The sequence below is a fragment of the Streptomyces sp. NPDC002403 genome (genome assembly GCF_053593015.1).
On record NZ_JBSFBQ010000025.1, the window covers coordinates 37,062 to 61,257 of the forward strand.

Sequence of the window (24,196 nt, forward strand, 5' to 3'; positions counted from 1 at the left end):
CACCGTCCTCCCACCGAAGGTGCCCCCGTGGACATCAAGACCGCTACCGCCCTGCACCGGCTGCGCCTCATCTCGATTCCCGAGGCGCTCTCCTTCCCCGCGCTGATCATCTTCGGCTCGGTCCTCAGCCGGGTCTCCGACATCGACTTCCTGATGATGCCGCTCGGCATCCTGCACGGCGTGCTCTTCGTGATCTACGCCGTCCTGCTGCTCGATGTCTGGTCCAAGACCAAGTGGCCGCTGAAGCGCGTGGCGTTCTTCTTCCTGCTCGCGCTGCTGCCCTTCGGCGGTCTGTACGGCGACAAGCTGCTCAAGCGCTACGAGGCCGACGGCGTCATCGCCGCCCGCGCCCGCCGCGAGGGCGTGGTGAGCGCATGATCGTCGCGTTCTCGGTCAGTCCGCTGGGAGTCGGCGAGGACGTCGGCGAGTACGTCGCCGACGCCGTCCGGGTCGTCCGCGAGTCCGGCCTGCCCAACCGCACGGACGCCATGTTCACCTCCATCGAAGGTGAATGGGACGAGGTCATGGACGTCGTCAAGCGGGCCGTCGCCGCCGTCGAGGCCCGCGCCGGACGCGTCTCCCTCGTACTGAAGGCCGACATCCGCCCCGGTGTCACCGACGGACTGACCTCCAAGGTCGAGACGGTCGAGCGGTACCTCGCGGACTGACGCCCCGCCCGCGATTCCCGATGGCGAGCCCCCGGCCCCGGCCGGGGGCTCGCCTCATTCCCCCCGGCCGCGCTCCGGCACGGCCAGGGCGATCCCGAGCGGAGTCCGCTCGTACAGCACCTGATGCCCGTACCGGCGCGACGTGAGCAGCCCCGCCGCACGCAGCACCGACAGATGCTCCGACACGGAGGACACCGCGAGGCCCAGACGGTGCGCGAGCGCGCTCGGGCCGGCCGGTTCGTCGAGCGCGCACAGGACATCGGCCCGGCCGCGCCCCAGCAGCCGGGCGAGCGCCTGCGGGGTGCGGTCGGCGGGTTCCGTCCACAGCCCGCCGATGCCGCGCGCCGGGTAGACGATCGCGGGCTGCCACGGCGGTTCGAAGCCGCTGACCGCGTCCGGCCAGCAGAAGACGCTGGGGATCAGGACCAGCCCCTGCCCGCCCAGCACCCGGGTGTGCCTGCCGCGCGTCCCGATGATGGTGAGCGTCGAATCCGACCACCTCAGCTGGGGACTCAGCTCACCCAGCAGCCGCTCGAAGCCGACCGCGGCGAGCCGCCGCGAGTGGTAGGCGATGTCCGCCTCCAGGAGTGCGCGCAGCCGTGGCCAGTGCGGCTCGATCAGCACCCGCCAGGCCTGTTCCAGCAGGTCGGCCAGGTACCGGGCGGTCCCGACCGGATCGGCGAGCATCGCCTGTCCGGTGGGGGAGCGCAGCAGTTCTGGCCGATTGGCCAGCGACAGCGCGATGTCCCGGCGGGCGACCTCCGGATCGACGGACCGCACCCCGGCGATCTCCTCCTCGAAAGTGGTGACCGGACCGGGCGGCGGCGGGCTGAAGAAGTCCGGGTTGTGCCCGCGCCGTGCCATCAGCTGCCACAGCGGACCGAGTTCGAGGCCGTCGGCCGCGTCGCGGATCAGCCGGAGCCATGGCAGGTGGTACCCGTGCCGCTCGGGCTGGGCCAGGACACGCACGGCTGCCTGGGTCTCGCCGAGCGGTGACAGCGCGAACCGGCAGCGCAGCAGATCGCTCTCGTCGAGGTGCAGCCGGAACGACACGTGCGGACCTCCCCCGCTGTAACTTTCGGTGTGGGCCGAAAGTCTACGGAGAGCCGCCGCAGGCCCCCAGGCTGCGACCATGCCGTCAGACACCGAAAACCCAGCGCTCCCTCCTGCCATCGAGACGACCGCCACCGACACGACCGGCACCGGTACCTCCGGCGGCTACCGCGCCGTCTTCGCCGTCCGGGAGTTCCGGGCGGTCTTCGCCGCGCATCTGCTCTCCCTCCTCGGCGTCGTCGTCAGCGAGCTCGCCCTCACCGTCCTGGTGTACGGGCTCACCGGCTCGCCCCTGCTCAGCGCGCTCACCTTCGCGCTCGGCCTTCTCCCGTACCTGGTGGGAGGCACCCTCTTCGCCGGGGTCGCCGACCGGTACCCCGCCCGCCGGGTCCTCGTCACCTGCGATCTGATCTGTGCCGGCTGCGTCACCGTGATGGTGCTGCCGGGCACCCCGGTCGGCGGACTGCTCGCGCTGCGCTGCCTGATCGCCGCCGTCTCGCCGGTCTTCACCGGGACGCGGATGGCGGCCCTCACCGACATCCTGGGCGAGGGCGAGCGCTACATCCTCGGCCGTTCGCTGCTGCGGATCGTCTCGCAGAGCGCGCTGCTCGCGGGCTTCGGGGCGGGCGGGGTGCTGCTCGCCGTGTTCTCGCCCCGGGGTGCGATCACGGTCACCGCGGTGACCTTCCTCTGCTCGGCGGCCCTGCTCCGCTTCGGCACCCGGGACCGGCCCGCCAGGTCCGGCGGGGACCGTCGTGGCGCCCTGCTCGGGGAATCGCTCGCCGGAGCCCGCGACCTGCTCGGGAACCGCAGGATCCGCGCGCTGATGCTGCTCTTCTGGGTGCCCCCGTTGTTCGTCGTCGCACCGGAGGCGCTGGCCGCCCCGTACGCGGACGAGATCGGGGCCGGCCCCGTCGTGCTCGGACTGCTGATGTGCGCGATGCCCGTCGGCCAGATCGTCGCCGAGCTCTACGTCGGCACGGCGCTCGGTTCCCGGCTGCGCGCCCTGGTCGTGCTGCCGGCCGCCGTCGCGGGACCGCTGCCCCTGCTGGTGTACGGCCTGCGCCCCGGCGCGGTCGCCACCGCGCTCGCGCTGGTGCTCGCCGGGGCGGGCGGGGCGTACGTCATCGGCCTCGACCAGTGGTTCGTCGAAGCCGTCCCGGAGGAACTGCGCGGCAGGGCCATGACCCTGCTCACCGCCGGACTGATGACGCTCCAAGGGGTCGGCATGGCCCTCGCCGGGCTCGCCGCCGAGTTCCTCCCCGTGCACCAGGTGGTCGCCGGAGCCGGTGCGGTCGGCGCCCTCTGCCTGCTGCCGCTCGTCCTGGAGGTCAGGAGGACCGCCCCCGCCCACCGTATTCGGACCGAAGTTCGAGACGGGGCTGACCAGCATATGACCAGTGGGTAAGGTCGGTGCCGTGCCGAAGCCGCTCAGTCTCCCCTTCGATCCCATCGCCCGCGCCGACGAACTCTGGCAGCAGCGCTGGGGCCCCGTGCCCTCGATGGGGGCGATCACCTCGATCATGCGCGCCCAGCAGATCCTGCTCGCCGAGGTCGACGCGGTCGTCAAACCGTACGGACTGACCTTCGCGCGGTACGAGGCGCTGGTGCTGCTCACCTTCTCCAAGGCCGGTGAGCTGCCGATGTCCAAGATCGGCGAGCGGCTCATGGTCCACCCCACCTCCGTCACCAACACCGTGGACCGGCTGGTGCGCTCCGGCCTGGTCGCCAAGCGCCCCAACCCCAACGACGGCCGCGGCACCCTCGCCTCCATCACCGAGAAGGGCCGCGAGGTCGTCGAGGCGGCGACCAAGGACCTGGTCGACATGGAGTTCGGGCTCGGTGTGTACGACGCCGAGGAGTGTGCGGAGATCTTCGCCATGCTGCGCCCGCTGCGGATCGCCGCCCAGGATTTCGAAGAGGCGTGACGGAGGGCGCACGGGGCGTAGAACGGCGTTTCGAGAGTCCGGCCCGCTGCAAGATCGCCCCGGCCGTCCGGTTACGCTCGATGCCATGAAACGCAGTGTGCTGACCCGGTACCGGGTGATGGCCTACGTCACCGCCGTCATGTTGCTGGTGCTCTGCACCTGCATGGTCTTCAAGTACGGCTTCGACAAGGGCGAGGGCCTGACGCTCGTCGTCTCCCAGATCCACGGTGTGCTCTACATCATCTACCTGATCTTCGCCTTCGACCTCGGCTCCAAGGCGAAGTGGCCGATGGGCAAGCTGCTCTGGGTGCTGGTCTCCGGCACCATCCCGACGGCCGCGTTCTTCGTCGAGCGCAAGGTCGTCCGCGAGGTCGAGCCGCTGATCGCCGACGGCGCCCCCGCGACCGCCGAGGCCTGACCCGGCCGGACCCCGGTCCGCGCCGCCCGAACCGCCCCGTGCGAAGCACCGGGCGGTTTCCCATCGACATTTACTAGGACGTCCTAGTAAATTCGATGGTATGGACGCTGACGCGATCGAGGAAGGCCGCCGCCGCTGGCAGGCCCGTTACGACAAGGCCCGCAAGCGTGACGCGGACTTCACCACACTCTCCGGGGATCCGGTGGAGCCCGTGTACGGCCCCCGCCCCGGGGACACGTACGAGGGATTCGAGCGGATCGGCTGGCCCGGCGAGTACCCCTTCACCCGGGGGCTGCACCCCACCGGCTACCGCGGCCGGACCTGGACCATCCGCCAGTTCGCCGGCTTCGGCAACGCCGAGCAGACCAACGAGCGCTACAAGATGATCCTCGCCGCGGGCGGCGGCGGGCTCAGTGTCGCCTTCGACATGCCGACGCTGATGGGCCGCGACTCCGACGACCCCCGTTCGCTCGGCGAGGTCGGGCACTGCGGCGTGGCCATCGACTCCGCCGCCGACATGGAGGTCCTCTTCAAGGACATCCCGCTCGGCGACGTCACGACGTCCATGACGATCAGCGGTCCCGCCGTCCCGGTCTTCTGCATGTACCTGGTCGCCGCCGAGCGCCAGGGCGTCGACCCGGGCGTGCTCAACGGCACGCTCCAGACCGACATCTTCAAGGAGTACATCGCGCAGAAGGAGTGGCTCTTCCAGCCCGAGCCCCATCTGCGCCTCATCGGCGACCTGATGGAGCACTGCGCCCGCGACATCCCCGCCTACAAGCCGCTCTCCGTCTCCGGCTACCACATCCGCGAAGCCGGGGCGACGGCCGCGCAGGAGCTCGCGTACACCCTCGCCGACGGCTTCGGCTACGTGGAGCTCGGCCTCTCCCGCGGTCTGGACGTCGACACCTTCGCGCCCGGCCTCTCCTTCTTCTTCGACGCGCACCTCGACTTCTTCGAGGAGATCGCCAAGTTCCGCGCGGCCCGCCGGATCTGGGCCCGCTGGATGAAGGAGACCTACGGCGCGAAGACCGACAAGGCGCAGTGGCTCCGCTTCCACACCCAGACCGCCGGTGTCTCGCTCACCGCCCAGCAGCCGTACAACAACGTCGTACGCACCGCGGTCGAGGCACTCTCCGCGGTCCTCGGCGGCACCAACTCGCTGCACACCAACGCCCTCGACGAGACCCTCGCGCTCCCCTCCGAGCAGGCCGCCGAGATCGCGCTGCGCACCCAGCAGGTGCTGATGGAGGAGACCGGCGTCGCCAACGTGGCCGACCCGCTGGGCGGTTCCTGGTACGTCGAGCAGCTCACCGACCGGATCGAGGCCGACGCCGAGAAGATCTTCGAGCAGATCAAGGAGCGCGGCACCCGGGCCCACCCGGACGGGAAGCACCCCATCGGGCCCATCACCTCCGGCATCCTGCGCGGCATCGAGGACGGCTGGTTCACCGGCGAGATCGCCGAGTCCGCGTTCCGGTACCAGCAGTCGCTGGAGAAGGGCGACAAGCGGGTCGTCGGCGTCAACGTCCACCACGGCTCGGTCACCGGCGACCTGGAGATCCTGCGGGTCAGCCACGAGGTCGAGCGCGAGCAGGTCCGGGTGCTCGGCGGCCGCAAGGACGCCCGGGACGACGCCCGGGTGAAGTCGTCGCTGGACGCGATGCTGGCCGCCGCCCGCGACGGCTCCAACATGATCGCGCCGATGCTCGACGCGGTGCGGGCCGAGGCGACCCTCGGTGAGATCTGCGGCGTTCTGCGCGAGGAGTGGGGCACCTACACGGAGCCGCCCGGCTTCTGACGGAAGCTCCTACGCGCAGGCCGCCGCCTCCAGCCCCGCGAGCAGCAGGGCGGTGAAGCGCCGGGCCCAGTCGGCATCGACGGGCTCGGCGCTCACCAGCACCCGGTGCACGACCGCGCCGGCGATCACGTCGAAGATCAGATCGGCGGTCGCCGACGCCGCCTCCTCGTCCTCCTCGACGGGCAACTCCCCGCGCTCCTGGGCCCGTCGGCGGCCCTGGAGCACCAGCCGCTTCTGCCGGTCCACGATCGAGTCGCGGATCCGGGCCCGCAGCGCCTCGTCGCGCGTCGACTCCGCGACCACCGCCATCAGCGCCGTCCGGGTCTCCGGCCGTTCCAGCAGCGCGGCGAACTGCAGCACCACCGCCTGCACATCGGCCGACAGGCTGCCCAGATCGGGCATCTCCAGCTCGTCGAAGAGAACCGCGACGGCGTCCACGACCAGCTCGTTCTTGCCCGCCCACCGCCGGTACAGGGTCGTCTTGGCCACCCCGGCCCGTGTCGCCACATCGCCCATCGTCAGCTTCGACCAGCCGAGGTCGACCAGGGAGGCCCTGGTCGCCTCCAGGATCGCTTCATCGGCCGCGGCACTGCGCGGGCGTCCCGTTCGAAGGGGTTTGGGGTGGCTGCGGCTCAGCATGCCGTGACCATACCGGTCAGTAAGTAGAACGGACCGGTCCCGATCGCCGTGAGACAGATCACCGAACGCACCTGTGCGCAAGGGGTGCCGGGCAGTTACGCTACGGGTCGTAGCGTAAGGACGACGGCCGTGCCGTCGTGACGCCGCAACCGATTGACAGCCACAGGCACCGGGTGGGGACCCGGCGCCGAAACGGGTCTTTCAGGGGCCCTCGGACCGTGTCTGTCCGTGCACCTCGCACTCCGGCGGGGGCGGCGGACGGGCGCGGTTCCCGTATCGCTTTCCGGATCGGCGCACCGAGGGGGGAGGATGTACGTATGCAGCCTAGGAACATGTCCATGAGCGGCGTCGTCGACCTCGCCGCGGTGAAGGCGGCCGGCGAGGCCAAGGTGAAGGCGGAGCAGGCCCGTGCCGAGGCCGCCCGGCAGGGTGGCGGCGGTGCCGTACCGCCCTCCGCCCTGGTGATCGATGTCGATGAGGCGGGCTTCGAGAACGAGGTCCTCCAGCGCTCCGCCGAGGTCCCGGTCGTCATCGACTTCTGGGCCGAGTGGTGCGAGCCGTGCAAGCAGCTGGGCCCGCTCCTGGAGCGTCTGGCCCTGGAGTACAAGGGCCGCTTCGTGCTGGCCAAGGTCGATGTCGACGCCAACCAGATGCTGATGCAGCAGTTCGGCATCCAGGGCATCCCGGCGGTCTTCGCCGTCGTCGCCGGGCAGGCCCTCCCGCTCTTCCAGGGCGCGGCCCCCGAGGCCCAGATCCGTCAGACGCTGGACCAGCTGATCCAGGTCGGCGAGGAGCGGTTCGGGCTCACCGGGATCGTGGTCGACCAGGATGCGGCAGAGGAGGCCGACCGGGCTCCGGCCGAGGCGCCCGCGGGGCCGTACGACGCCCTGCTCGAATCGGCCGTCCGGGCGCTGGACGCCGACGACTTCGCCGGTGCCGTCCAGGCCTACAAGAACGTCCTGTCCGACGACCCGGCCAACACGGAGGCCAAGCTCGGCCTCGCCCAGGCCGAACTCCTCTCCCGCGTCAAGGAGATGGACGCGCAGCGGGTCCGCGAGGACGCCGCCGCGAACCCGGCCGATGTCACCGCGCAGCTCGCCGCCGCCGATCTGGATCTGGTGGGCGGTCATGCCGAGGACGCCTTCGGCCGGCTCGTCGAGACGGTGCGGCGCAACTTCGGCGACGACCGGGACACCGCGCGGATGCGGCTGCTGGAGCTGTTCGAGGTGATCGGCCCCGACGATCCGCGGGTCGGCGCCGCGCGTACGGCCCTGGCGCGAGTCTTGTTCTGATATGACAAGCGGCCGCGGTGTCCTTCGGGGGAACGCGGCCGTTTTCGCGATCAGACGATAAGAGACGCCTCTGCTTTACCAAATCTTGATAAAGCAGAGGCCTGTTACTCGCAGTAAATCACGCACTGGGATCTGTCCGTATTGACAACCTGATCCGCCCATTCGTCCTTCGACTCGGCACCACCCTGTGTGGCCGGGCGGTACCAGCCGGTCGCGCATCGGTTATCGGGCCGTTACTAGCGAGTAACGAACCCCCTTGTGCCACGGGCGGGAATGCACCACGATCGGCCACGCTCGGTCCAATAACGCCAGCCCGGCCGCCAGTCGGTGCGGCGGCCCCGTTGGGTCCCCACCGAGTGGGCCGGCGGCAGTGGCGCCGGTTCCGGACAGGGGGGTTCCTGCCGTCCGGCAGGGCCTGTCCGAACAGGCCGCGCGCACGCGGGGCCAGTGGTTGTCGCTCGGGGGTGATCGCCGGTGATTCGGACGCGGTACATGCCTCCATCCACAGGCGCTCTCCTTGCCGAGGACGTAGCACTTCTCCCATCCCAGGACGGGCCCAGGCCCGGACCGGAGATGTACGTCCGAGAAGGAGGAAAAATATGAGTTCCCAGGTTCGTGGTGGCACCAGATGGAAGCGTTTCGCTCTGGTCATGGTGCCGAGCGTCGTCGCGACCGCGGCGGTGGGTGTCGGTCTCGCGCAGGGTGCCCTCGCGGCGTCCTTCAGCGTGTCCGGCCAGAGCTTCAAGGTGCGTGCGGACAAGCTCGTCGGCCATGACTTCGTCCAGTACGGCTCCGTCGCCACCGGTATGGACCCCGAGGGCAAGAACGGGGCTCACGCCGTTGCCGTGTCCGGCTTCAGCGATGCCACGATCACCAACATGTGCCAGTCGGTGGTCACTCCGAACCTTCCGTTCGGTCTGGGCAACGTCACGCTGCAGCTGAAGGCGGGTACGGACCCGGACAAGCCGGTCGAGGCGACCAACCTGTACCTCGATGTCGCCGAGCTCGACGCCGACGCGTACTTCGAGCACATCGACATCGGTGTTGCCGCAGGAGCCATCGGCAAGCCCGGTATCCAGGCCGGTACCGAGAAGGCCGTCAACCCCAACGGCTTCGCGCAGCGCGCCCAGACGGCGACGCTGACCAACGTGAAGCAGACGGCATGGGCGACCACCGCCGGCACCTTCAAGCTCAGCAACCTGAGCCTGCGGCTGCACAGTGGCGTCAAGGAGTGCTACTAAGCACCCGCCGGGTGGCCGGAGCGCTCCCGAGGGGACTCCGGCCGCCCACCTTTTCTCTTCTCACAGCAGTACCGGTTCCAGGGAGCTGTTTTCCATGAGCCCCGAGTCCACAGGGCAGAACGAGCACTACCTCCGCGTCTTCCGGCGGAGATTCCGCACCTGGCGGGGTAACCGGCCGTTCTGGGCGGGCCTGTTCACCATGGTGGGTGGTCTACCCATCGCGTATTTTCCGTACGCCAACATGCACCTCGGCAACGTCACGCTGGCGATGTCCACGACCGCCGGTGCCGGTTCCCTGATCATCGGGATCCTGCTCGTCACGCTGGGCCTCACCATGTGGTTCCACCACATCGTGAGAGTGTTCGCCGGAGTCGCCGCGATCCTGCTGGCGCTGATCTCGATACCGGTCGCCAACATCGGCGGATTCCTGGTCGGCTTCCTGTTCGCCCTGCTGGGCGGAGCGCTCTCCGTCTCCTGGGCCCCGGGCGAGCCGGCGTCCGGGTCCGAGCCCGTGCCGTCCGGCGCGGCGGGGGAGAAGTTCGCGCAGACCGGCCCCGGGACGCAGGAGCCCGGACCCGAGTTCCACAGCACGGCAGCCGTGCCTCAACAGCAGCCGGAGCAGTACGACACGACAGTTGAGGTCGACGGCGGGAGGCATCGTGCGGGGTGACGAGACGGAGCGGAACTCGGCCGGGGAGGGCCTCGGTACGAGAAGCGGGCCGCGCCACGCGGCTCCCAGGAAGTCGTTGCTGACGAAGCTGCACATTCCCGCGGGCAAGGCGTTCGCGCTCGCCGCGATGCCGACGGCCGTCTTCGTGGGCATGGGACTCACCCCCAAGCTCGCGCTGGCCGACGACAGTTCGGACATCCCCTTCGCGCCCGGCCCCTGCGTGACCCGCTCCGACGAGCCGAGCGAGGAGCCCTCGCCGTCCGCGTCGAAGTCGCCGAGCCCGTCCCCGTCCGCCACCGACTCCGGTGACAAGGGCGACACGGCGACCCCGAAGCCCTCGGCGACCCCGTCCGCGAGCGACACGGCCGAGCCGGAGACGAAGGCCGCCGCTGCCGACGAGGCCCCCGCCGCCACGCCGAGTGCCTCGCCCACTCCCACGAAGACCAGGAACCCGCTCGACCCGCTGGGTGTGGGCGACGCGCTCAGGGACCTCTTCGACGGACCGGACAAGGAGACGGCGAGCCCGTCCCCGGGCGCGAGCACCGCGGCCCCGAAGCCTTCGGCGACCGACGCGGCCGAGAAGCCCGCGGAGAAGACCACGGACGCGGCGAAGGAGACGGCCGACAAGACCGCCTCCGCGATCCGCGAGGCCGCGGGCAGGGCCGGCAAGTCGGTCGAGGAACTCGACGACAGCGTCAAGGGACTCGACGCCAAGAAGGACGAGGACATCCCGGACGGCGCCAAGGAGCGCTTCCCGTGTCCGACCGCCGACCCGGAGGCGCTGGCCGCGGCCGATCTGGAGACGGGTGTCCCGCTGCTCCCGGACGACCCGTGGATCCTGGAGAGCTCGATGCTCACCCTCAACGGGCTCGACTACAAGGGCATCGTCGAGGTGAAGACGTACGACGGCACCGTCAAGAAGGCGCTGAAGTTCACCGCGAGCTCCATCGACATCGACAACCTCCACCAGAAGACCGTCGGCCCGGCCGGTACGACGGCCCATGTCGAGGCGCGGAAGGGCTCCAAGTCCACCATCCGCAACGGCACGGTGACGATGTACACGGAGGAGCTGAAGGGCAACCTCTTCGGCCTCATCCCGGTGACGTTCAGCCCGGAGACACCGCCTCCGCTGAACGTGCCCTTCGCCTTCTTCACCAAGGTCAAGGTGACCCAGGCCGGCCAGTTCGGCGGCTCGCTCAAGGTCCCCGGGCTGCACAACTACTTCACCGGCGGCAACAGCTAGAGCCGGTCCGGGAGCCGCACAGGACTGTGGGCCGCACTCCTCGGGAGTGCGGCCCACAGTCGTGCTCGCGGGTGCGGGAGGCGTCAGTCGCGCGCGCCGCCGCCGACGTGGTGCACCCGGACCATGTTGGTCGTGCCGGGGATGCCGGGGGGCGAGCCGGCCGTGATGACCATGGTGTCGCCCTCGTTGTAGCGGCCCAGCTTCAGCAGCTCGCCGTCGACCAGGTCGACCATGGCGTCCGTGTTGTCCACGTGCGGCACGACATGGGCCTCGACGCCCCAGCTCAGCGCGAGCTGGTTGCGGGTGGACTCGTCCGTGGTGAAGGCGAGGATGGGCTGCGCCGCGCGGTAGCGCGAGAGCCGGCGGGCCGTGTCACCGGACTTGGTGAAGGCGACCAGCGCCCTGCCGTTCAGGAAGTCCGCGATCTCGCAGGCCGCGCGGGCCACCGAACCGCCCTGGGTGCGCGGCTTCTTGCCCGGCACCAGCGGCTGCAGGCCCTTGGAGAGCAGCTCCTCCTCGGCGGCCACGACGATCTTCGACATCGTCTTGACCGTCTCGATCGGGTACGCACCCACGCTGGACTCGGCCGACAGCATGACCGCGTCCGCGCCGTCCAGGATCGCGTTGGCGACGTCGGACGCCTCGGCGCGCGTCGGGCGCGAGTTGGTGATCATCGACTCCATCATCTGGGTCGCGACGATCACCGGCTTGGCGTTCCGCCGGCAGAGCTCCACCAGGCGCTTCTGCACCATCGGGACCTTCTCCAGGGGATACTCGACGGCCAGGTCGCCACGGGCGACCATCACACCGTCGAACGCCATGACGACGCCCTCCATGTGCTCGACGGCCTGCGGCTTCTCGACCTTGGCGATGACGGGGACCCGGCGGCCCTCCTCGTCCATCACCCTGTGGACGTCCTTGACGTCGTCGGCGTCCCGCACGAAGGAGAGCGCCACCAGGTCGCAGCCCATCCGCAGGGCGAACCGCAGGTCGTCGACGTCCTTCTCGGACAGGGCCGGGACGTTGACCGCCGCGCCGGGCAGGTTGATGCCCTTGTGGTCGGAGATGACACCGCCCTCGATGACGATGGTCTTCACCCGGGGGCCCTCGACCGCGACGACCTTCAGCTCGACGTTGCCGTCGTTGATCAGGATCGGGTCGCCCTTGGTGACGTCGCCGGGCAGGCCCTTGTAGGTCGTGCCGCAGATCGACTTGTCACCGGGGACGTCCTCCGCGGTGATCGTGAACTCGTCCCCGCGGACCAGCTCGACCGGGCCCTCGGCGAACTTGGCCAGGCGGATCTTCGGGCCCTGGAGGTCGGCGAGCACACCGATCGCACGGCCGGTCTCGGCGGCGGCCTTGCGGACCCGGTCGTAACGACCCTGGTGCTCCTCGTGGCTGCCATGACTGAAGTTGAAGCGGGCCACGCTCATGCCGGCCTCGATCAGAGCGACGAGCTGCTCGTGGGAGTCGACGGCGGGACCGAGTGTGCAGACGATTTTGGAACGGCGCATGAGGCGGATCCTATCGGTTTGTTTCGCTACGGAATATTCCGTCTGGTGGAAGGTACAAAGGGGCGCGGGGGTGCTCAGTTGTGGTCTTGTCCCAGGGTGCCGCGGGCCTGCCCGACGAGCGCGAAGGTCTGGACGGCGATCTCCAGCTCCTCGTCCGTCGGCACCACGGCGACCGCGACCCGCGCGTAGTCGGGCGAGATCAGCCGGGGCTCGTGGGACCGCACACCGTTCAGGTCCGCGTCCACCGCCAGGCCGAGCTCTTCGAGACCGGCGACGGCAGCCTCCCGCACCGGTGCCGAGTTCTCCCCGACCCCCGCCGTGAACACCACGGCGTCCACCCGGCCGAGGACCGCCGAATAGGCGCCGATGTACTTCTTCAGCCGGTGCACGTAGATGTCGAAGGCCAGCGCCGCGCGCTCGTCGCCCTCGTCGATCCGGCGCCGGATCTCCCGCATGTCGTTGTCGCCGCAGAGGCCGACCAGACCGGACTTCTTGTTGAGCAGCGCGTCGACCTCGTCCGCCGACATCCCCGCGACCCGCATGAGGTGGAAGGTGACGGCCGGGTCGATGTCCCCGGAGCGGGTGCCCATCACCAGCCCCTCCAGGGGCGTCAGGCCCATCGAGGTCTCCACGCACCGGCCGCCGGCCACCGCCGAGGCCGAGGCGCCGTTGCCCAGGTGCAGCACGATGACATTGACCTCCTCGGGGGTGCGCCCGAGGAGCTCGGCGGCCTTGCGGGAGACGTACGCGTGCGAGGTGCCGTGGAATCCGTAGCGCCGGATGCGGTGCGCGTCGGCGGTCTCCGTGTCGATCGCGTACCGCGCCGCGTACTCCGGCATCGTCGTGTGGAAGGCCGTGTCGAAGACCGCCACCTGCGGAAGGTCCGGCCGCAGGGCCCGGGCGGTACGGATGCCGGTGATGTTCGCCGGATTGTGCAGCGGGGCGACCGGGACCAGGCGCTCGATCTCCTTCAGCACCTCGTCGTCGATCACCACGGGCTCGGTGAACCGCAGCCCGCCGTGCACCACCCGGTGGCCGATCGCCGCGAGCTGCGGGGAGTCCAGGCCGAGCCCGTCGGCCGCCAGTTCCTCCGCCGCCGCCTTCAGCGCCGCCTCGTGGTCGGCGATCGGGCCGGTGCGCTCGCGCCGCTCGGCGCCCCCGCCGACCAGCGGGGTGTGCACCAGCCGGGAGGTCTCCTCGCCGATCCGCTCGACCAGTCCCACCGCGAGCCGGGTGCGGTCGCTCATGTCCAGCAGCTGGTACTTCACCGACGAGGAACCGGAGTTGAGGACCAGCACGCGGTGCGCGCCCGTCCCGGCGGAGCCCTCGGTGGTCGGGTCGCTCATCCGTTCACTCCTTGCCCTGGGCCTGGATCGCCGTGATGGCCACGGTATTGACGATGTCCTGGACGAGCGCGCCGCGGGACAGGTCGTTGACGGGCTTCCGCAGCCCCTGGAGCACCGGCCCGACGGCCACCGCGCCCGCCGAGCGCTGCACGGCCTTGTAGGTGTTGTTGCCGGTGTTCAGGTCCGGGAAGACCAGCACCGTCGCCTGGCCCGCCACCTCGGAGCCGGGCAGCTTCGTCGCGGCGACGCTCGGCTCCACCGCGGCGTCGTACTGGATCGGGCCCTCGATCCTGAGGTCCGGCCGGCCCGCCCGGACCCGGTCCGTCGCCTCGCGCACCTTGTCGACGTCCGCGCCCGAGCCGGAGGTGCCCGTCGAGTACGACAGCATCGCGATCCGCGGCTCCACCCCGAAACGGGCGGCGGTGGCGGCCGACTGCACCGCGATGTCGGCGAGCTGCTCCGCGTCCGGGTCCGGATTGACCGCGCAGTCGCCGTACACCAGCACCTTGTCGGCGAGGCACATGAAGAAGACGGAGGAGACGATCGAGGCGTCCGGCTTGGTCTTGATGATCTCGAACGCCGGGCGGATCGTCGCCGCGGTCGAGTGCACGGCTCCGGAGACCATGCCGTCCGCGAGGCCCTCCTGGACCATCAGTGTGCCGAAGTAGTTGACGTCCGCGACGACGTCGTAGGCCAGCTCCACCGTGACCCCGCGGTGCGCCCGCACCTGCGCGTACCGCTCGGCGAAGGTCTGGCGCAGTTCGGAGCTCTGCGGGTCGATCAGCTGGGTGCCGGCGAGATCGATGCCGAGGTCGGCGGCCTTCTTGCGGATGACGTCGGGGTCGCCGAGCAGGGTGAGGTCGCAGACGTCGCGGCGCAGCAGTACGTCGGCTGCGCGCAGCACCCGCTCCTCGGTGCCCTCCGGCAGGACGACCCGGCGCCGGTCGGCGCGGGCCTGCTCCAGCAGCTCGTGCTCGAACATCATCGGGGTGACCCGGCCGCTGCGGGCGACCGAGATCCGCTCCAGCAGGGCGCCGGTGTCCACATGGCGCTCGAAGAGGCCCAGCGCGGTCTCCGCCTTGCGGGGGGTCGCGGCGTTCAACTTGCCTTCCAGGGCGAAGAGCCGGGCCGCGGTGGGGAAGGATCCGCCGGCCACCGACACGACCGGGGTGCCCGGTGCGAGTCGCGCGGCCAGCCTGAGTATCTCCTCGCCGGGGCGCTCGTCCAGGGTCAGCAGCACCCCCGCGATGGGCGGGGTGCCGGCACTGTGCGCGGCCAGCGAGCCGACCACCAGGTCCGCCCGGTCCCCGGGCGTGACCACCAGGCAGCCCGGCGTCAGCGCGTTCAGCATGTTCGGCAGCATCGCGCCGCCGAAGACGAAGTCCAGGGCGTCCCGCGCCAGCCCGGAGTCGTCACCGAGCAGGACCGTGCCGCCGAGCGCCGAGGTGATCTGGGCGACGGTCGGCGCGGAGAGCGCCGCGTCGTCGGGCAGAACCGAACAGGGGACGGGAAGCGTGGCCGTCAGCCGCTCCGCGATGACGTCGCGGTCCTCGGACGCCACCCGGTTCACGATCACCGAGACGACGTCGCAGCCCAGTCCGGCGTACGCGCGGTAGGCGTTGCGGGCCTCGGCCCGCACCGACTCCGCGGTCTGGCCCTTCCCGCCGACCACCGCGATCACCGAGGCGCCGAACTCATTGGCCAGGCGGGCGTTGAGCGCCAGCTCGTCGGGCAGCTGGGTGGCGGCGAAGTCGGTGCCGAGGACCAGCACCACCTCGTACTTCTGTGCCACCTGGTGGAACCGGTCGACGAGCCGGGAGACCAGCTCGTCCGTGCCCTGCTCCGCCTGGAGCGCGGACGCCTCGTGGTAGTCCAGCCCGTAGGCCGAATCGGGATCCTGGGGGAGCCGGTATCGGGCCCGCAGCAGTTCGAACAGACGATCGGGTCCGTCGTGGACGAGCGGCCGGAACACCCCGACCCGGTCCACCTGACGCGTCAGGAGCTCCATGACTCCCAGATCGACGACCTGGCGGCCGTCTCCCCGGTCGATCCCGGTCACGTACACGCTCCGCGTCACGCGTGCTCTCCCGTCCACTTTCGGTTTGGGATGGTATTGCCATGTTGACGATACCCGCGGGGGTCGAGACGCCGCCCGCCGGGCGTGGCCTCCGTACCGGGACGGAGGGGAGCGCGAGGTCCAGACCTGACGTGCCACAATCGAGGTGGCTCACGGTAAGGGGGAATCAGTTGACATCCCCCGAAATGCACGGCACTAGCGAGCAGGAGACACAGCACGATGCGCATCGGAATTCTCACCGCAGGCGGCGACTGTCCGGGCCTGAACGCAGTGATCCGGTCGGTCGTGCACCGCGCCGTCGTGGGGCACGGCGATGAAGTCATCGGCTTCGAGGACGGGTTCAAGGGACTCCTCGACGGCCACTTCCGCCCCCTCGACCTCAACGCGGTCAGCGGCATTCTCGCCCGGGGCGGCACCATCCTCGGCTCGGCCCGGCTGGAGCGCGACCGGCTGCGCGAGGCCGCCGAGAACTGCGCCGAGCTGAGCCGCCGTTACGGCATGGACGCCCTCATCCCGATCGGCGGCGAGGGCACCCTCACCGCGGCCCGGATGCTGGCGGACGCCGGGATGCCGGTCGTCGGCGTCCCCAAGACCATCGACAACGACATCTCCGCCACCGACCGGACCTTCGGCTTCGACACCGCGGTGGGCGTCGCCACCGATGCCATAGACCGCCTCAAGACCACCGCCGAATCGCACCAGCGGGTCATGGTCGTGGAGGTGATGGGCCGGCACGCGGGCTGGATCGCGCTGGAGTCCGGCATGGCGGGCGGCGCGCACGGCATCTGCCTGCCCGAGCGCCGTTTCCAGGTCAAGGACCTGGTGAAGATGGTCGAGGAACGCTTCGCGCGCGGCAAGAAGTTCGCGGTCATCTGCGTGGCCGAGGGCGCGCACCCGGCCGAGGGCTCCATGCCGTACGCCAAGGGCGAGATCGACCAGTTCGGCCACGAGCGCTTCCAGGGCATCGGCAACCGGCTGGCCATCGAGCTGGAGACCAGGCTCGGCAAGGAGGCGCGGCCGGTCATTCTCGGCCATGTGCAGCGGGGCGGCACGCCGACCGCGTACGACCGGGTGCTCGCCACCCGCTTCGGCTGGCACGCGGTCGAGGCGGCGCACCGGGGCGACTTCGGCCGGATGACGGCGCTGCGCGGCACGGACATCGTGATGGTTCCGCTCGCCGACGCGATCACACAGCTCAAGACGGTGCCGAAGGACCGGATGGACGAGGCCGAGTCGGTCTTCTGACCCGGCCCGCGCGGCGCTGCCCAGCGGAAGAGGGACCTTGCGGCCCTGACCGTCCCCCCGTGGAAGGTCAGGGCCGCTTGCCGTTCCCCCGGCGCCCGGGGCCGTCTTGGATGGTCGGATCCGGAACGGGCCGCGGTGCCGGAAACCACTCTTGAGTCCGCCGGGCCGATCAACAAGGCTTGCCCCTGTCCGGGACATGTCCCAGCCTTGTCCGGGCGTGGAATCCAGGGGAGGGGCACAGCGCATGGTCGTCGAGGACAGGGCTCCGGATCCTCGTGAGGCGCGCGGTGCGTCCGAGTACGTCGCCCTGTTGCGCGCGCTCAAGGACGCGTCGGGTCTGACCTTCCGGGAACTGGCCCAGCGGGCCGACGCGGTGGGGGACGTGCTGCCGCGCTCCACCATCGCCAACATGCTGGCGCGTACGTCGGTCCCGCGCGAGGAGCTCCTCGCCGCCTTCGTACGGGCCTGCGGCTGCGGACCCGCGGAGGTGGACGCCTGGCTCGCCGTGCGCAAGGAGCTCGCCGTGCACGGGCGGCGGGCCGGGGGAGAGGGGGCGTCCGGTACGGCGGTGGACGCGAGCGCCGGGCTCCCGGAGCAGTCCCCGGGCAGCGCGGCCGAGCCGCCCACCGTTCCGTTCTCCGAACCCTCCGCCGTTCGGCACCGCCGGTCCCGGATCCTTCTGGCGGCCGCCGTTTCGCTGGTGGTGCTCGCCGCCGCCGCGGTGACCGTCGTCCTTCTCGTACGGGACGATGAGGACCGGCCCGCATCGCGCCCGGCGACCGGCCCCGTGGCGGGGCGGACGGTGCAGATCCGGTCCGTGCACTCCGGGTTCTGCCTCTCCGAGGAGCAGGGCAGCGAGTCCGGGCGGCTGTACCAGGTGCCGTGCGAACAGGAGACGATCCCGAGTTTCTCCCTGGAGCCGCTGGACGGCTCCGCCTGGCGGATCGTGACCGATCACCCGGTCTACTCGAAGGGCTGCACCGGCGTGTGGGACGGGATACGGGATGCCGGAGCCCCGTTGCAGGACCAGGAATGCGGCAAGCGTGGCGACGCGGAGAAGTTCTTGATCGAGCCGGTGGGCCGTCCCGTCGAGGGGTACCGCATCCGCCCCTCCCACACCCGTCTGTGTGCGGGTGCCGAGGGGAACAGCAAGGAGCAGGGCGCCACGGTGGTGCAGACGAGCTGCGACGGGGCGGATCGGGGAAGCCTGTTCTCCTTCGACCCGGTGGCCACAAAATCGGCCGGCGGCTGAGCGCGTACGGGGGAGGCCGGGCGGCTCAGCCGTCCGGCCCCGGCACCCCCGCCGCCCGCCAGAACCGCTCCAGGACCTCCGCCAGGAACACCCGCCCCGCATCCCCCGTCGAGCCGGCCCGCTCCGTACCCGTGCTGCTCCAGCTCAGCGTCGACACCATCAGCGACTGGTAGTCGGCGTGCAACTGCTCCAGTACGTCCTGGAGGAACCCGCGCTCCAGCGGCACCAGCTTCGCCACCGCCCGCAGCTGGGCCTGCCAGCGCGTCGTCACCGCACTCCGCAGCAGCTCCGCCAGCTCCTCGTCCCGGCCGGAGACCGTCACGAACCCGGCGGGCGTCAGCCCCAGCACCTCTGCGAGCGCCGCGGACTGGCGCTCATTGCCGCGCCAGCGCCCCGACTCCTCCATCCGCAGATAGGCGGAGGGGCTCAGCCCGAGCAGCCGCGCCAGCTCCTCCACGGCCAGCTCCCTGGCCACCCGGTGCTCCCTGAGCGTCCGCGCGGCGGTGAGCAGTTCGCCCGGCGAACACCACAACACCCCGGCCAGCGCCGTGAGTTCGTACTCGCTCGGGCAGGCGAGCCCGCGCTCCCAGGCGACCACCGTCTCGGTGCTGATCCGGAGCCCGTACTGGGCCCCGAGCCCGTAGGCGACATGGCCGGGAAGCATCCCCAGGGCCTCGCGCAGGCGGCGGGCGGCGGGGGCGTTGAACGGCGGGGTGGGGTGCACGGCCCCACGGTAGGAGTCAAGGCATGGAATGACTACGGTGTGTTCCACCGATATCCACGCCTCGTAGGAACGTCCTAGCCTGCCTCTTCGGCCGTGAAGTCCCTCTCCGGGCTCTGCCCGTCACCAAACGGCAGGAACTGCGTTCGGCCGGAAGCCCGGCCGGAATCCTCCTCTCCGCAGTAGCGCGTGCGAAGCGGGACTGTGGGTCACACGGGGGTGGTCGGTATGAGCCGGGAGACGGCCGCAATGGGGTCGTCGGATGCGTGGGGAGGCCGGGCGGCCGGCGCCGGTACGACCGTGCGGTTCGTCCTGCCGGCGGTTCGAGCGCGGACACGGCGTCAGTGGTCCCGGCTCACCCATCGGTAGTGCAGCTCCGGGCGTCCGATCTGGCCGTACTGCGGACTGCGCACCGCACGCCCCACCGTCACCAGATGCTCCAGATAACGGCGGGCGGTGATCCGGGAGATGCCCAGCTCCTCCCCGGCCGCCGCCGCCGTCACCCCGTCCGATGCTCCCCGCAGGGCGCGGGTGACGGCCTCCAGCGTCGGGCCGCTCAGCCCCTTCGGCAGCCGGGCCGGCTGCGGTGAGCGCAGTGCGCCGAGCGCCCGGTCCACCTCGTCCTGGCCGCTCGCCTCCCCGGCCGCCGCGCGGAACTCCGCGTAGCGCACGAGCCGGTCGCGCAGGGTGGCGAAGGTGAACGGCTTCAGCACGTACTGGACGACACCGAGCGACACCCCCTCCCGCACCACCGCCAGATCGCGGGCCGATGTCACCGCGATGACATCCGCCGAGTGCCCGGCCGCGCGCAGCGACCGCAGCAGTTGCAGGCCGTGCCCGTCGGGCAGATACAGATCCAGGAGCAGCAGATCGACCGGGATGCGGTCCAGCGCCCGCACCGCCTCCGCACGCGAATGCGCGACGGCCGCCACCGTGAACCCGGGGACGCGGCTCACATACAGCCGGTGGGCGTCCGCGGCGACGGGATCGTCCTCGACGACCAGCACCTGGATCATGCCGTGACCTCCTTCGTGGTGTGTGCCGGCCGGCCGGCGACGGACAGCGGGAGCCGTACCGTGAACCGCGCCCCGCCGTCCGGGCCGGTGTCCAGCGTGACCGTCCCGCCGTTGCGGTGCACCGCCTGCTGGACGAGCGCCAGTCCGATCCCGCGACCGGTGCCGTGCGTCGACCAGCCTCGCTCGAAGACCTCGGCGGCGTCCCCCGGATCGATGCCGGCCCCCGTGTCGGCGACCCGCAGCAGCAGTTCGCCCTCCCCGGCGAGCGCGGTGACGGTCACCCGGGCGCGGGCGGCCCGGCCGCTCTCCGCACCCCGCTGGGCGGGCACGGAACCGGGGCCCGGCACACCGGTCACCGCCTCCGACGCCGCGTCCACCGCGTTGTCGATCAGATTGCCGAGGATCGTCACCAGATCCCGGTGCGGCAGAGTCGCGGGCAGGTCGCCGTCGTCGATCAGGCTGTCGTCCGCGAGCACCAGCTCCACCCCCCGTTCGTTCGCCTGTGCCGCCTTGCCGAGCAGCAGCGCGGCCAGCACGGGTTCGGCGACCGCGCCCACCACCCGGTCGGTGAGGGCCTGGGCCAGTTCCAGCTCGGCGGTGGCGAATCCCACCGCCTCCTCGGCCCGGCCCAGCTCGATCAGCGAGACGACGGTGTGCAGCCGGTTCGCCGCCTCGTGCGCCTGCGAGCGCAGGGCCTGGGTGAACCCCCGCTCGGAGTCCAACTCACCTGACAATGCCTGGAGTTCGGTGTGATCGCGCAGGGTCACGACCGTGCCGCGCTGCTCCCCGCCGACCACCGGACGGGTGTTGACCACGATCACCCGGTCCGCCGTCAGATGCAGTTCGTCGACCCGCTCCTCGGAGGCGAGCAGCGCCCCGGTCAACGGCGCCGGCAGGTCCAGCTCGGCGACCCGGCGCCCCACCGCGCCCGGCTCCAGGCCGAGCAGCTCCCGGCCCGCGTCGTTGATCAGCGCGATCCGCCGCTGTCCGTCGAGCATCAGCAGCCCCTCGCGCACCGCGTGCAGCGTGGCCTGGTGGTAGTCGTGCATCCGGCTCAGCTCGGCGGCGTTCATGCCGTGCGTGTGCCGCCGCAGCCGGGCGTTGATCACGTACGTGCCGATGCCGCCGAGCGCGAGCGCCCCGCCCGCCGCGAGCCCCAGCGCCCCGAGCTGCGCCCGCACCTGCGAGGAGACCCGCTCGACCGTGATGCCCGCACTGACCAGGCCGGTGATCCTGCCGCCGTCCCGGATCGGGGTGACCACCCGGATCGAGGGGCCGAGCGTGCCGGTGTACGTCTCCGAGAACGTCTCGCCGCGCAGCGCCCGCGCGGTGTGCCCGAGGAACTCCTCGCCGATCCGCTGGGAGTCCGGGTGCGTCCAGCGGACCCGCTGCGGGGACATGATCGTGACGAAGGCGATCCCGGTGTCCTTGCGGACCTTCTCCGCGTACGGCTGGAGCACCGCGGACGGGTCCGGGGTGCGGATCGCCTCCCGTACCGACGGCGCGTCCGCGATCGCCAGCGCGGCCGCCGTGACCTGCCGGGTCGCGGTCTCCTTCGCCTGCTCGCTGCCGGAGACGTACGCGAAGAACGCGCACCCCGCCACCACGGCCGCCACCAGCACCACCTGCATGGCGAAGAGCTGACCGGCCAGGCTGCGCGGGCGGGTACGGGGACGGGGGAGACGCATGGACCCAGTCTGCCTGGCCGAAAACACATGAACGAAATGCACGCAACGGTGACCGGCGTCACAGGGAGCGAGATATTCGCCAAGGGTTTTTTCGTCCGACGGCTCCGATCCGCCGGACAGCCCTTTGCGCCCCCAGGGACGGGGAGCGACCCGGACGAGCCGAGGAGAAGCCCCGTGGGAGTGGCAGCCGCCAAGCGGGACCGCACGCATTATCTGTATCTGGCCGTGATCGCGGCGGTGGGGCTCGGCATCCTCGTGGGCTTCGTGGCCCCGGGCGTCGCCGTCGAGCTCAAGCCGATCGGCACCGGCTTCGTGAACCTGATCAAGATGATGATCTCGCCCATCATCTTCTGCACGATCGTGCTGGGCGTCGGCTCGGTGCGCAAGGCCGCCAAGGTCGGCGCGGTCGGCGGCCTCGCCCTCGGCTACTTCCTGGTGATGTCGACCGTCGCCCTGGCCATCGGCCTGCTCGTCGGCAACCTCCTGGAGCCCGGCCAGGGCCTCCACCTCACCGAGGCCGTACGCGCCGCCGGTGAGAAGCAGGCGGCCGGGGCGAGCGAGTCCACCGCCGACTTCCTGCTCGGCATCATCCCGACGACGATCGTCTCCGCCTTCACCGAGGGCCAGGTGCTCCAGACCCTGCTCGTCGCCCTGCTCGCGGGTTTCGCGCTCCAGGCCATGGGCTCGGTGGGCGAACCGGTGCTGCGCGGCATCGGCCACATCCAGCGGCTCGTCTTCCGGATCCTCGCCATGATCATGTGGGCGGCCCCGGTCGGCGCGTTCGGCGCGATGGCGGCGGTGGTCGGCGAGACCGGCGTCGACGCGCTGAAGTCCCTCGCGATCATCATGATCGGCTTCTACCTCACCTGCGCGATCTTCGTCTTCGTGGTGCTCGGCGCCATCCTGCGGCTGGTCGCCGGGGTCAACCTGATCGCCCTGCTGAAGTACCTGGGCCGCGAGTTCCTGCTGATCCTCTCCACCTCCTCCTCCGAGTCCGCCCTGCCGCGGCTCATCGCCAAGATGGAGCACCTCGGGGTCAGCCGCCCCGTCGTCGGCATCACCGTGCCGACCGGCTACTCCTTCAACCTCGACGGCACCGCGATCTACCTCACGATGTCCTCGCTCTTCATCGCCAACGCGATGGGCGACCCGCTGAGCGCCGGTGAGCAGGTCTCGCTGCTGCTCTTCATGATCGTCGCCTCGAAGGGCGCCGCCGGAGTCACCGGCGCCGGCCTGGCCACCCTCGCGGGCGGCCTCCAGTCGCACCGCCCCGGACTGGTCGACGGCGTCGGCCTGATCGTCGGCATCGACCGGTTCATGAGCGAGGCCCGCGCCATGACGAACTTCGCGGGCAACGCGGTCGCCACCGTCCTGGTGGGCACCTGGACCAAGGAGATCGACAAGGAGCGGGTGGACAAGGTCCTTTCCGGCGCGCTCCCGTGGAACGAGCAGATGCTCAACCAGGACGCCGACGCCGACGCGGGCGGCGTCCCGGAGCCGCGCGACGGCGACGACCGGCACGCGGTGGCGAAGGCCTGACCACCGGGCACCGGGAAGGGGCCGTCGCGGGAGTTCCCGCGACGGCCCCTCGCGCTTGCCTTGACGTCCGCGTCAAGGTCTACCGTCGAGGACATGCGAATCGGGGAGCTGGCCGAACGGGCCGGGACGACCACGCGGACCCTGCGGTACTACGAGTCACGCGGGCTGCTGTCCGCGCGGCGCGCCGACAACGGCTACCGCGCGTACGACGAGGACGATCTGCGGCTGGTCCAGCAGATCCGGACCCTGCAGGACTTCGGGTTCGAGCTGGAGGAGACCCGGCCGTTCGTCGAGTGCCTGCGGGCCGGTCACCCGGCCGGTGACGCCTGCCCCGCCTCGCTCGCCGTCTACCGGCGCAAACTCGGCGAACTCGACTCGCTCGTCGAACAGCTCCAGGCCGTCCGCGCCCAGGTGGGCGCCCAGCTCGCCAGGGCCGAGCTGGAGGCCGGGGCAGCGCTGCCCGGCGGTCCGGAACCACGTTGTGAACTGGGAGGATGACAGATGATTCATGCAGAGGGTGTGGCCGAGGTCACCGATACCACCTTCGACACGGAGGTGCTCGGGGCGGACCTCCCGGTGCTGGTCGAGTTCACCGCCGACTGGTGCGGCCCGTGCCGCCAGCTCGCCCCCGTGCTCAGCGCCGTCGCCGCGGAGCTGACCGGGCGCATGGAGGTCGTCCAGCTGGACATCGACACCAACCCCGCCATCGCCAGCCGGTACGCGGTGCTCTCCGCGCCGACCCTGATGGTCTTCCGGGGCGGCGAGCCCGTGAAGTCCATGGTCGGCGCCCGCCCCAAGCGCCGACTGCTCCAGGAACTGGAGGACCTCCACGCGGCGGTGTGAGC

23 protein-coding genes are annotated in these 24,196 nt (G+C 70.9%); 15 read left to right on the forward strand and 8 right to left on the reverse strand.

Translation table 11 applies throughout. The features are described from left to right. Positions 1–27 precede the first annotated feature (27 nt). Positions 28–378 (forward strand): DUF3817 domain-containing protein, encoded by a 351-nt coding sequence (locus tag ACWCPY_RS25045; protein ID WP_403769131.1) that lies wholly within the window; start codon positions 28–30, stop codon positions 376–378. Then, positions 375–668, forward strand: coding sequence for an MTH1187 family thiamine-binding protein (locus ACWCPY_RS25050; RefSeq protein WP_030971479.1), 294 nt, complete (start codon positions 375–377; stop codon positions 666–668). The genes ACWCPY_RS25045 and ACWCPY_RS25050 overlap by 4 nt, the downstream gene beginning before the upstream one ends. A 54-nt stretch (positions 669–722) precedes the next feature. Here ACWCPY_RS25050 and ACWCPY_RS25055 read toward each other — a convergent pair whose 3' ends face one another. After that, positions 723–1,721: a DUF5937 family protein gene (locus ACWCPY_RS25055; RefSeq protein WP_451268430.1), complete on the reverse strand. Its 999-nt coding sequence runs from the start codon at positions 1,719–1,721 to the stop codon at positions 723–725. 79 nt (positions 1,722–1,800) lie between these two features. Here ACWCPY_RS25055 and ACWCPY_RS25060 point away from each other — a divergent pair, with 79 nt between their 5' ends. The 4 genes from ACWCPY_RS25060 (at position 1,801) to ACWCPY_RS25075 (ending at position 5,868) form a co-directional block, all read left to right on the forward strand. Continuing rightward, complete coding sequence (locus ACWCPY_RS25060) at positions 1,801–3,129, forward strand: MFS transporter (RefSeq protein ID WP_451268432.1); 1,329 nt, start codon at positions 1,801–1,803, stop codon at positions 3,127–3,129. Between the two features lie 10 nt (positions 3,130–3,139). Next, positions 3,140–3,649: a MarR family winged helix-turn-helix transcriptional regulator gene (locus ACWCPY_RS25065; RefSeq protein WP_072486867.1), complete on the forward strand. Its 510-nt coding sequence runs from the start codon at positions 3,140–3,142 to the stop codon at positions 3,647–3,649. Between the two features lie 85 nt (positions 3,650–3,734). Beyond that, positions 3,735–4,067 carry a DUF3817 domain-containing protein gene (locus tag ACWCPY_RS25070; protein WP_397805634.1) on the forward strand — a complete coding sequence of 111 codons (333 nt, stop codon included), beginning with the start codon at positions 3,735–3,737 and terminating at the stop codon, positions 4,065–4,067. Between the two features lie 100 nt (positions 4,068–4,167). After that, positions 4,168–5,868, forward strand: a complete 1,701-nt coding sequence (locus ACWCPY_RS25075) for an acyl-CoA mutase large subunit family protein (RefSeq protein WP_451268435.1) — start codon at positions 4,168–4,170, stop codon at positions 5,866–5,868. Positions 5,869–5,877: 9 nt separating this feature from the next. Here the strand turns inward: ACWCPY_RS25075 and ACWCPY_RS25080 are convergent, their stop codons facing one another. Next, on the reverse strand, positions 5,878–6,507 hold the full coding sequence (locus ACWCPY_RS25080; protein ID WP_451268437.1) for a TetR/AcrR family transcriptional regulator: 630 nt from the start codon (positions 6,505–6,507) through the stop codon (positions 5,878–5,880). Positions 6,508–6,824: 317 nt separating this feature from the next. On the opposite strand from ACWCPY_RS25080, the gene ACWCPY_RS25085 reads away from it, so the two are divergent. The 4 genes from ACWCPY_RS25085 to ACWCPY_RS25100 all read left to right on the forward strand — a co-directional run bounded on the left by ACWCPY_RS25085 (position 6,825) and on the right by ACWCPY_RS25100 (position 10,953). Continuing rightward, positions 6,825–7,799 carry a tetratricopeptide repeat protein gene (locus tag ACWCPY_RS25085; RefSeq protein ID WP_451268439.1) on the forward strand — a complete coding sequence of 325 codons (975 nt, stop codon included), beginning with the start codon at positions 6,825–6,827 and terminating at the stop codon, positions 7,797–7,799. A gap of 599 nt (positions 7,800–8,398) precedes the next feature. Next, complete coding sequence (locus tag ACWCPY_RS25090) at positions 8,399–9,040, forward strand: DUF6230 family protein (protein ID WP_451268441.1); 642 nt, start codon at positions 8,399–8,401, stop codon at positions 9,038–9,040. A gap of 94 nt (positions 9,041–9,134) precedes the next feature. Further along, positions 9,135–9,710, forward strand: coding sequence for a DUF6114 domain-containing protein (locus tag ACWCPY_RS25095; RefSeq protein WP_451268443.1), 576 nt, complete (start codon positions 9,135–9,137; stop codon positions 9,708–9,710). Beyond that, positions 9,700–10,953 carry a hypothetical protein gene (locus ACWCPY_RS25100; RefSeq protein ID WP_451268445.1) on the forward strand — a complete coding sequence of 418 codons (1,254 nt, stop codon included), beginning with the start codon at positions 9,700–9,702 and terminating at the stop codon, positions 10,951–10,953. The genes ACWCPY_RS25095 and ACWCPY_RS25100 overlap by 11 nt, the downstream gene beginning before the upstream one ends. A gap of 83 nt (positions 10,954–11,036) precedes the next feature. On the opposite strand, the gene pyk is transcribed toward ACWCPY_RS25100, so the two are convergent. From pyk to pta, 3 genes are all read right to left on the reverse strand, one after another. Next, complete coding sequence (gene pyk, locus ACWCPY_RS25105; protein ID WP_451268447.1) at positions 11,037–12,467, reverse strand: pyruvate kinase; 1,431 nt, start codon at positions 12,465–12,467, stop codon at positions 11,037–11,039. Positions 12,468–12,541: 74 nt separating this feature from the next. Continuing rightward, positions 12,542–13,813: an acetate kinase gene (locus ACWCPY_RS25110; protein ID WP_451268449.1), complete on the reverse strand. Its 1,272-nt coding sequence runs from the start codon at positions 13,811–13,813 to the stop codon at positions 12,542–12,544. Positions 13,814–13,817: 4 nt separating this feature from the next. After that, positions 13,818–15,890 carry a phosphate acetyltransferase gene (gene pta / locus ACWCPY_RS25115; RefSeq protein WP_451268451.1) on the reverse strand — a complete coding sequence of 691 codons (2,073 nt, stop codon included), beginning with the start codon at positions 15,888–15,890 and terminating at the stop codon, positions 13,818–13,820. A gap of 219 nt (positions 15,891–16,109) precedes the next feature. On the opposite strand from pta, the gene ACWCPY_RS25120 reads away from it, so the two are divergent. Beyond that, complete coding sequence (locus tag ACWCPY_RS25120; protein ID WP_451268453.1) at positions 16,110–17,135, forward strand: ATP-dependent 6-phosphofructokinase; 1,026 nt, start codon at positions 16,110–16,112, stop codon at positions 17,133–17,135. Between the two features lie 244 nt (positions 17,136–17,379). After that, complete coding sequence (locus ACWCPY_RS25125) at positions 17,380–18,387, forward strand: helix-turn-helix domain-containing protein (protein ID WP_451268455.1); 1,008 nt, start codon at positions 17,380–17,382, stop codon at positions 18,385–18,387. Between the two features lie 25 nt (positions 18,388–18,412). On the opposite strand, the gene ACWCPY_RS25130 is transcribed toward ACWCPY_RS25125, so the two are convergent. The 3 genes from ACWCPY_RS25130 to ACWCPY_RS25140 all read right to left on the reverse strand — a co-directional run bounded on the left by ACWCPY_RS25130 (position 18,413) and on the right by ACWCPY_RS25140 (position 21,812). Next, a complete protein-coding gene (locus tag ACWCPY_RS25130) occupies positions 18,413–19,051 on the reverse strand; it encodes a helix-turn-helix domain-containing protein (protein WP_451268552.1) in 639 nt (212 codons plus the stop codon). A gap of 398 nt (positions 19,052–19,449) precedes the next feature. After that, the gene (locus ACWCPY_RS25135; RefSeq protein ID WP_451268456.1) at positions 19,450–20,124 is read right to left on the reverse strand and encodes a response regulator; all 675 of its coding nucleotides are present in this window, start codon (positions 20,122–20,124) and stop codon (positions 19,450–19,452) included. After that, on the reverse strand, positions 20,121–21,812 hold the full coding sequence (locus tag ACWCPY_RS25140) for a sensor histidine kinase (protein WP_451268458.1): 1,692 nt from the start codon (positions 21,810–21,812) through the stop codon (positions 20,121–20,123). The genes ACWCPY_RS25135 and ACWCPY_RS25140 overlap by 4 nt, the downstream gene beginning before the upstream one ends. Before the next feature lie 174 nt (positions 21,813–21,986). On the opposite strand from ACWCPY_RS25140, the gene ACWCPY_RS25145 reads away from it, so the two are divergent. From ACWCPY_RS25145 to trxA, 3 genes are all read left to right on the forward strand, one after another. After that, positions 21,987–23,351, forward strand: coding sequence for a cation:dicarboxylate symporter family transporter (locus tag ACWCPY_RS25145; protein ID WP_451268460.1), 1,365 nt, complete (start codon positions 21,987–21,989; stop codon positions 23,349–23,351). Positions 23,352–23,444: 93 nt separating this feature from the next. Next, entirely contained in the window at positions 23,445–23,849 is a 405-nt protein-coding gene (locus tag ACWCPY_RS25150) for a MerR family transcriptional regulator (RefSeq protein WP_329814992.1), read from the forward strand. Between the two features lie 3 nt (positions 23,850–23,852). Then, the gene (gene trxA / locus ACWCPY_RS25155) at positions 23,853–24,194 is read left to right on the forward strand and encodes a thioredoxin (RefSeq protein WP_451268462.1); all 342 of its coding nucleotides are present in this window, start codon (positions 23,853–23,855) and stop codon (positions 24,192–24,194) included. Positions 24,195–24,196 lie beyond the last annotated feature (2 nt).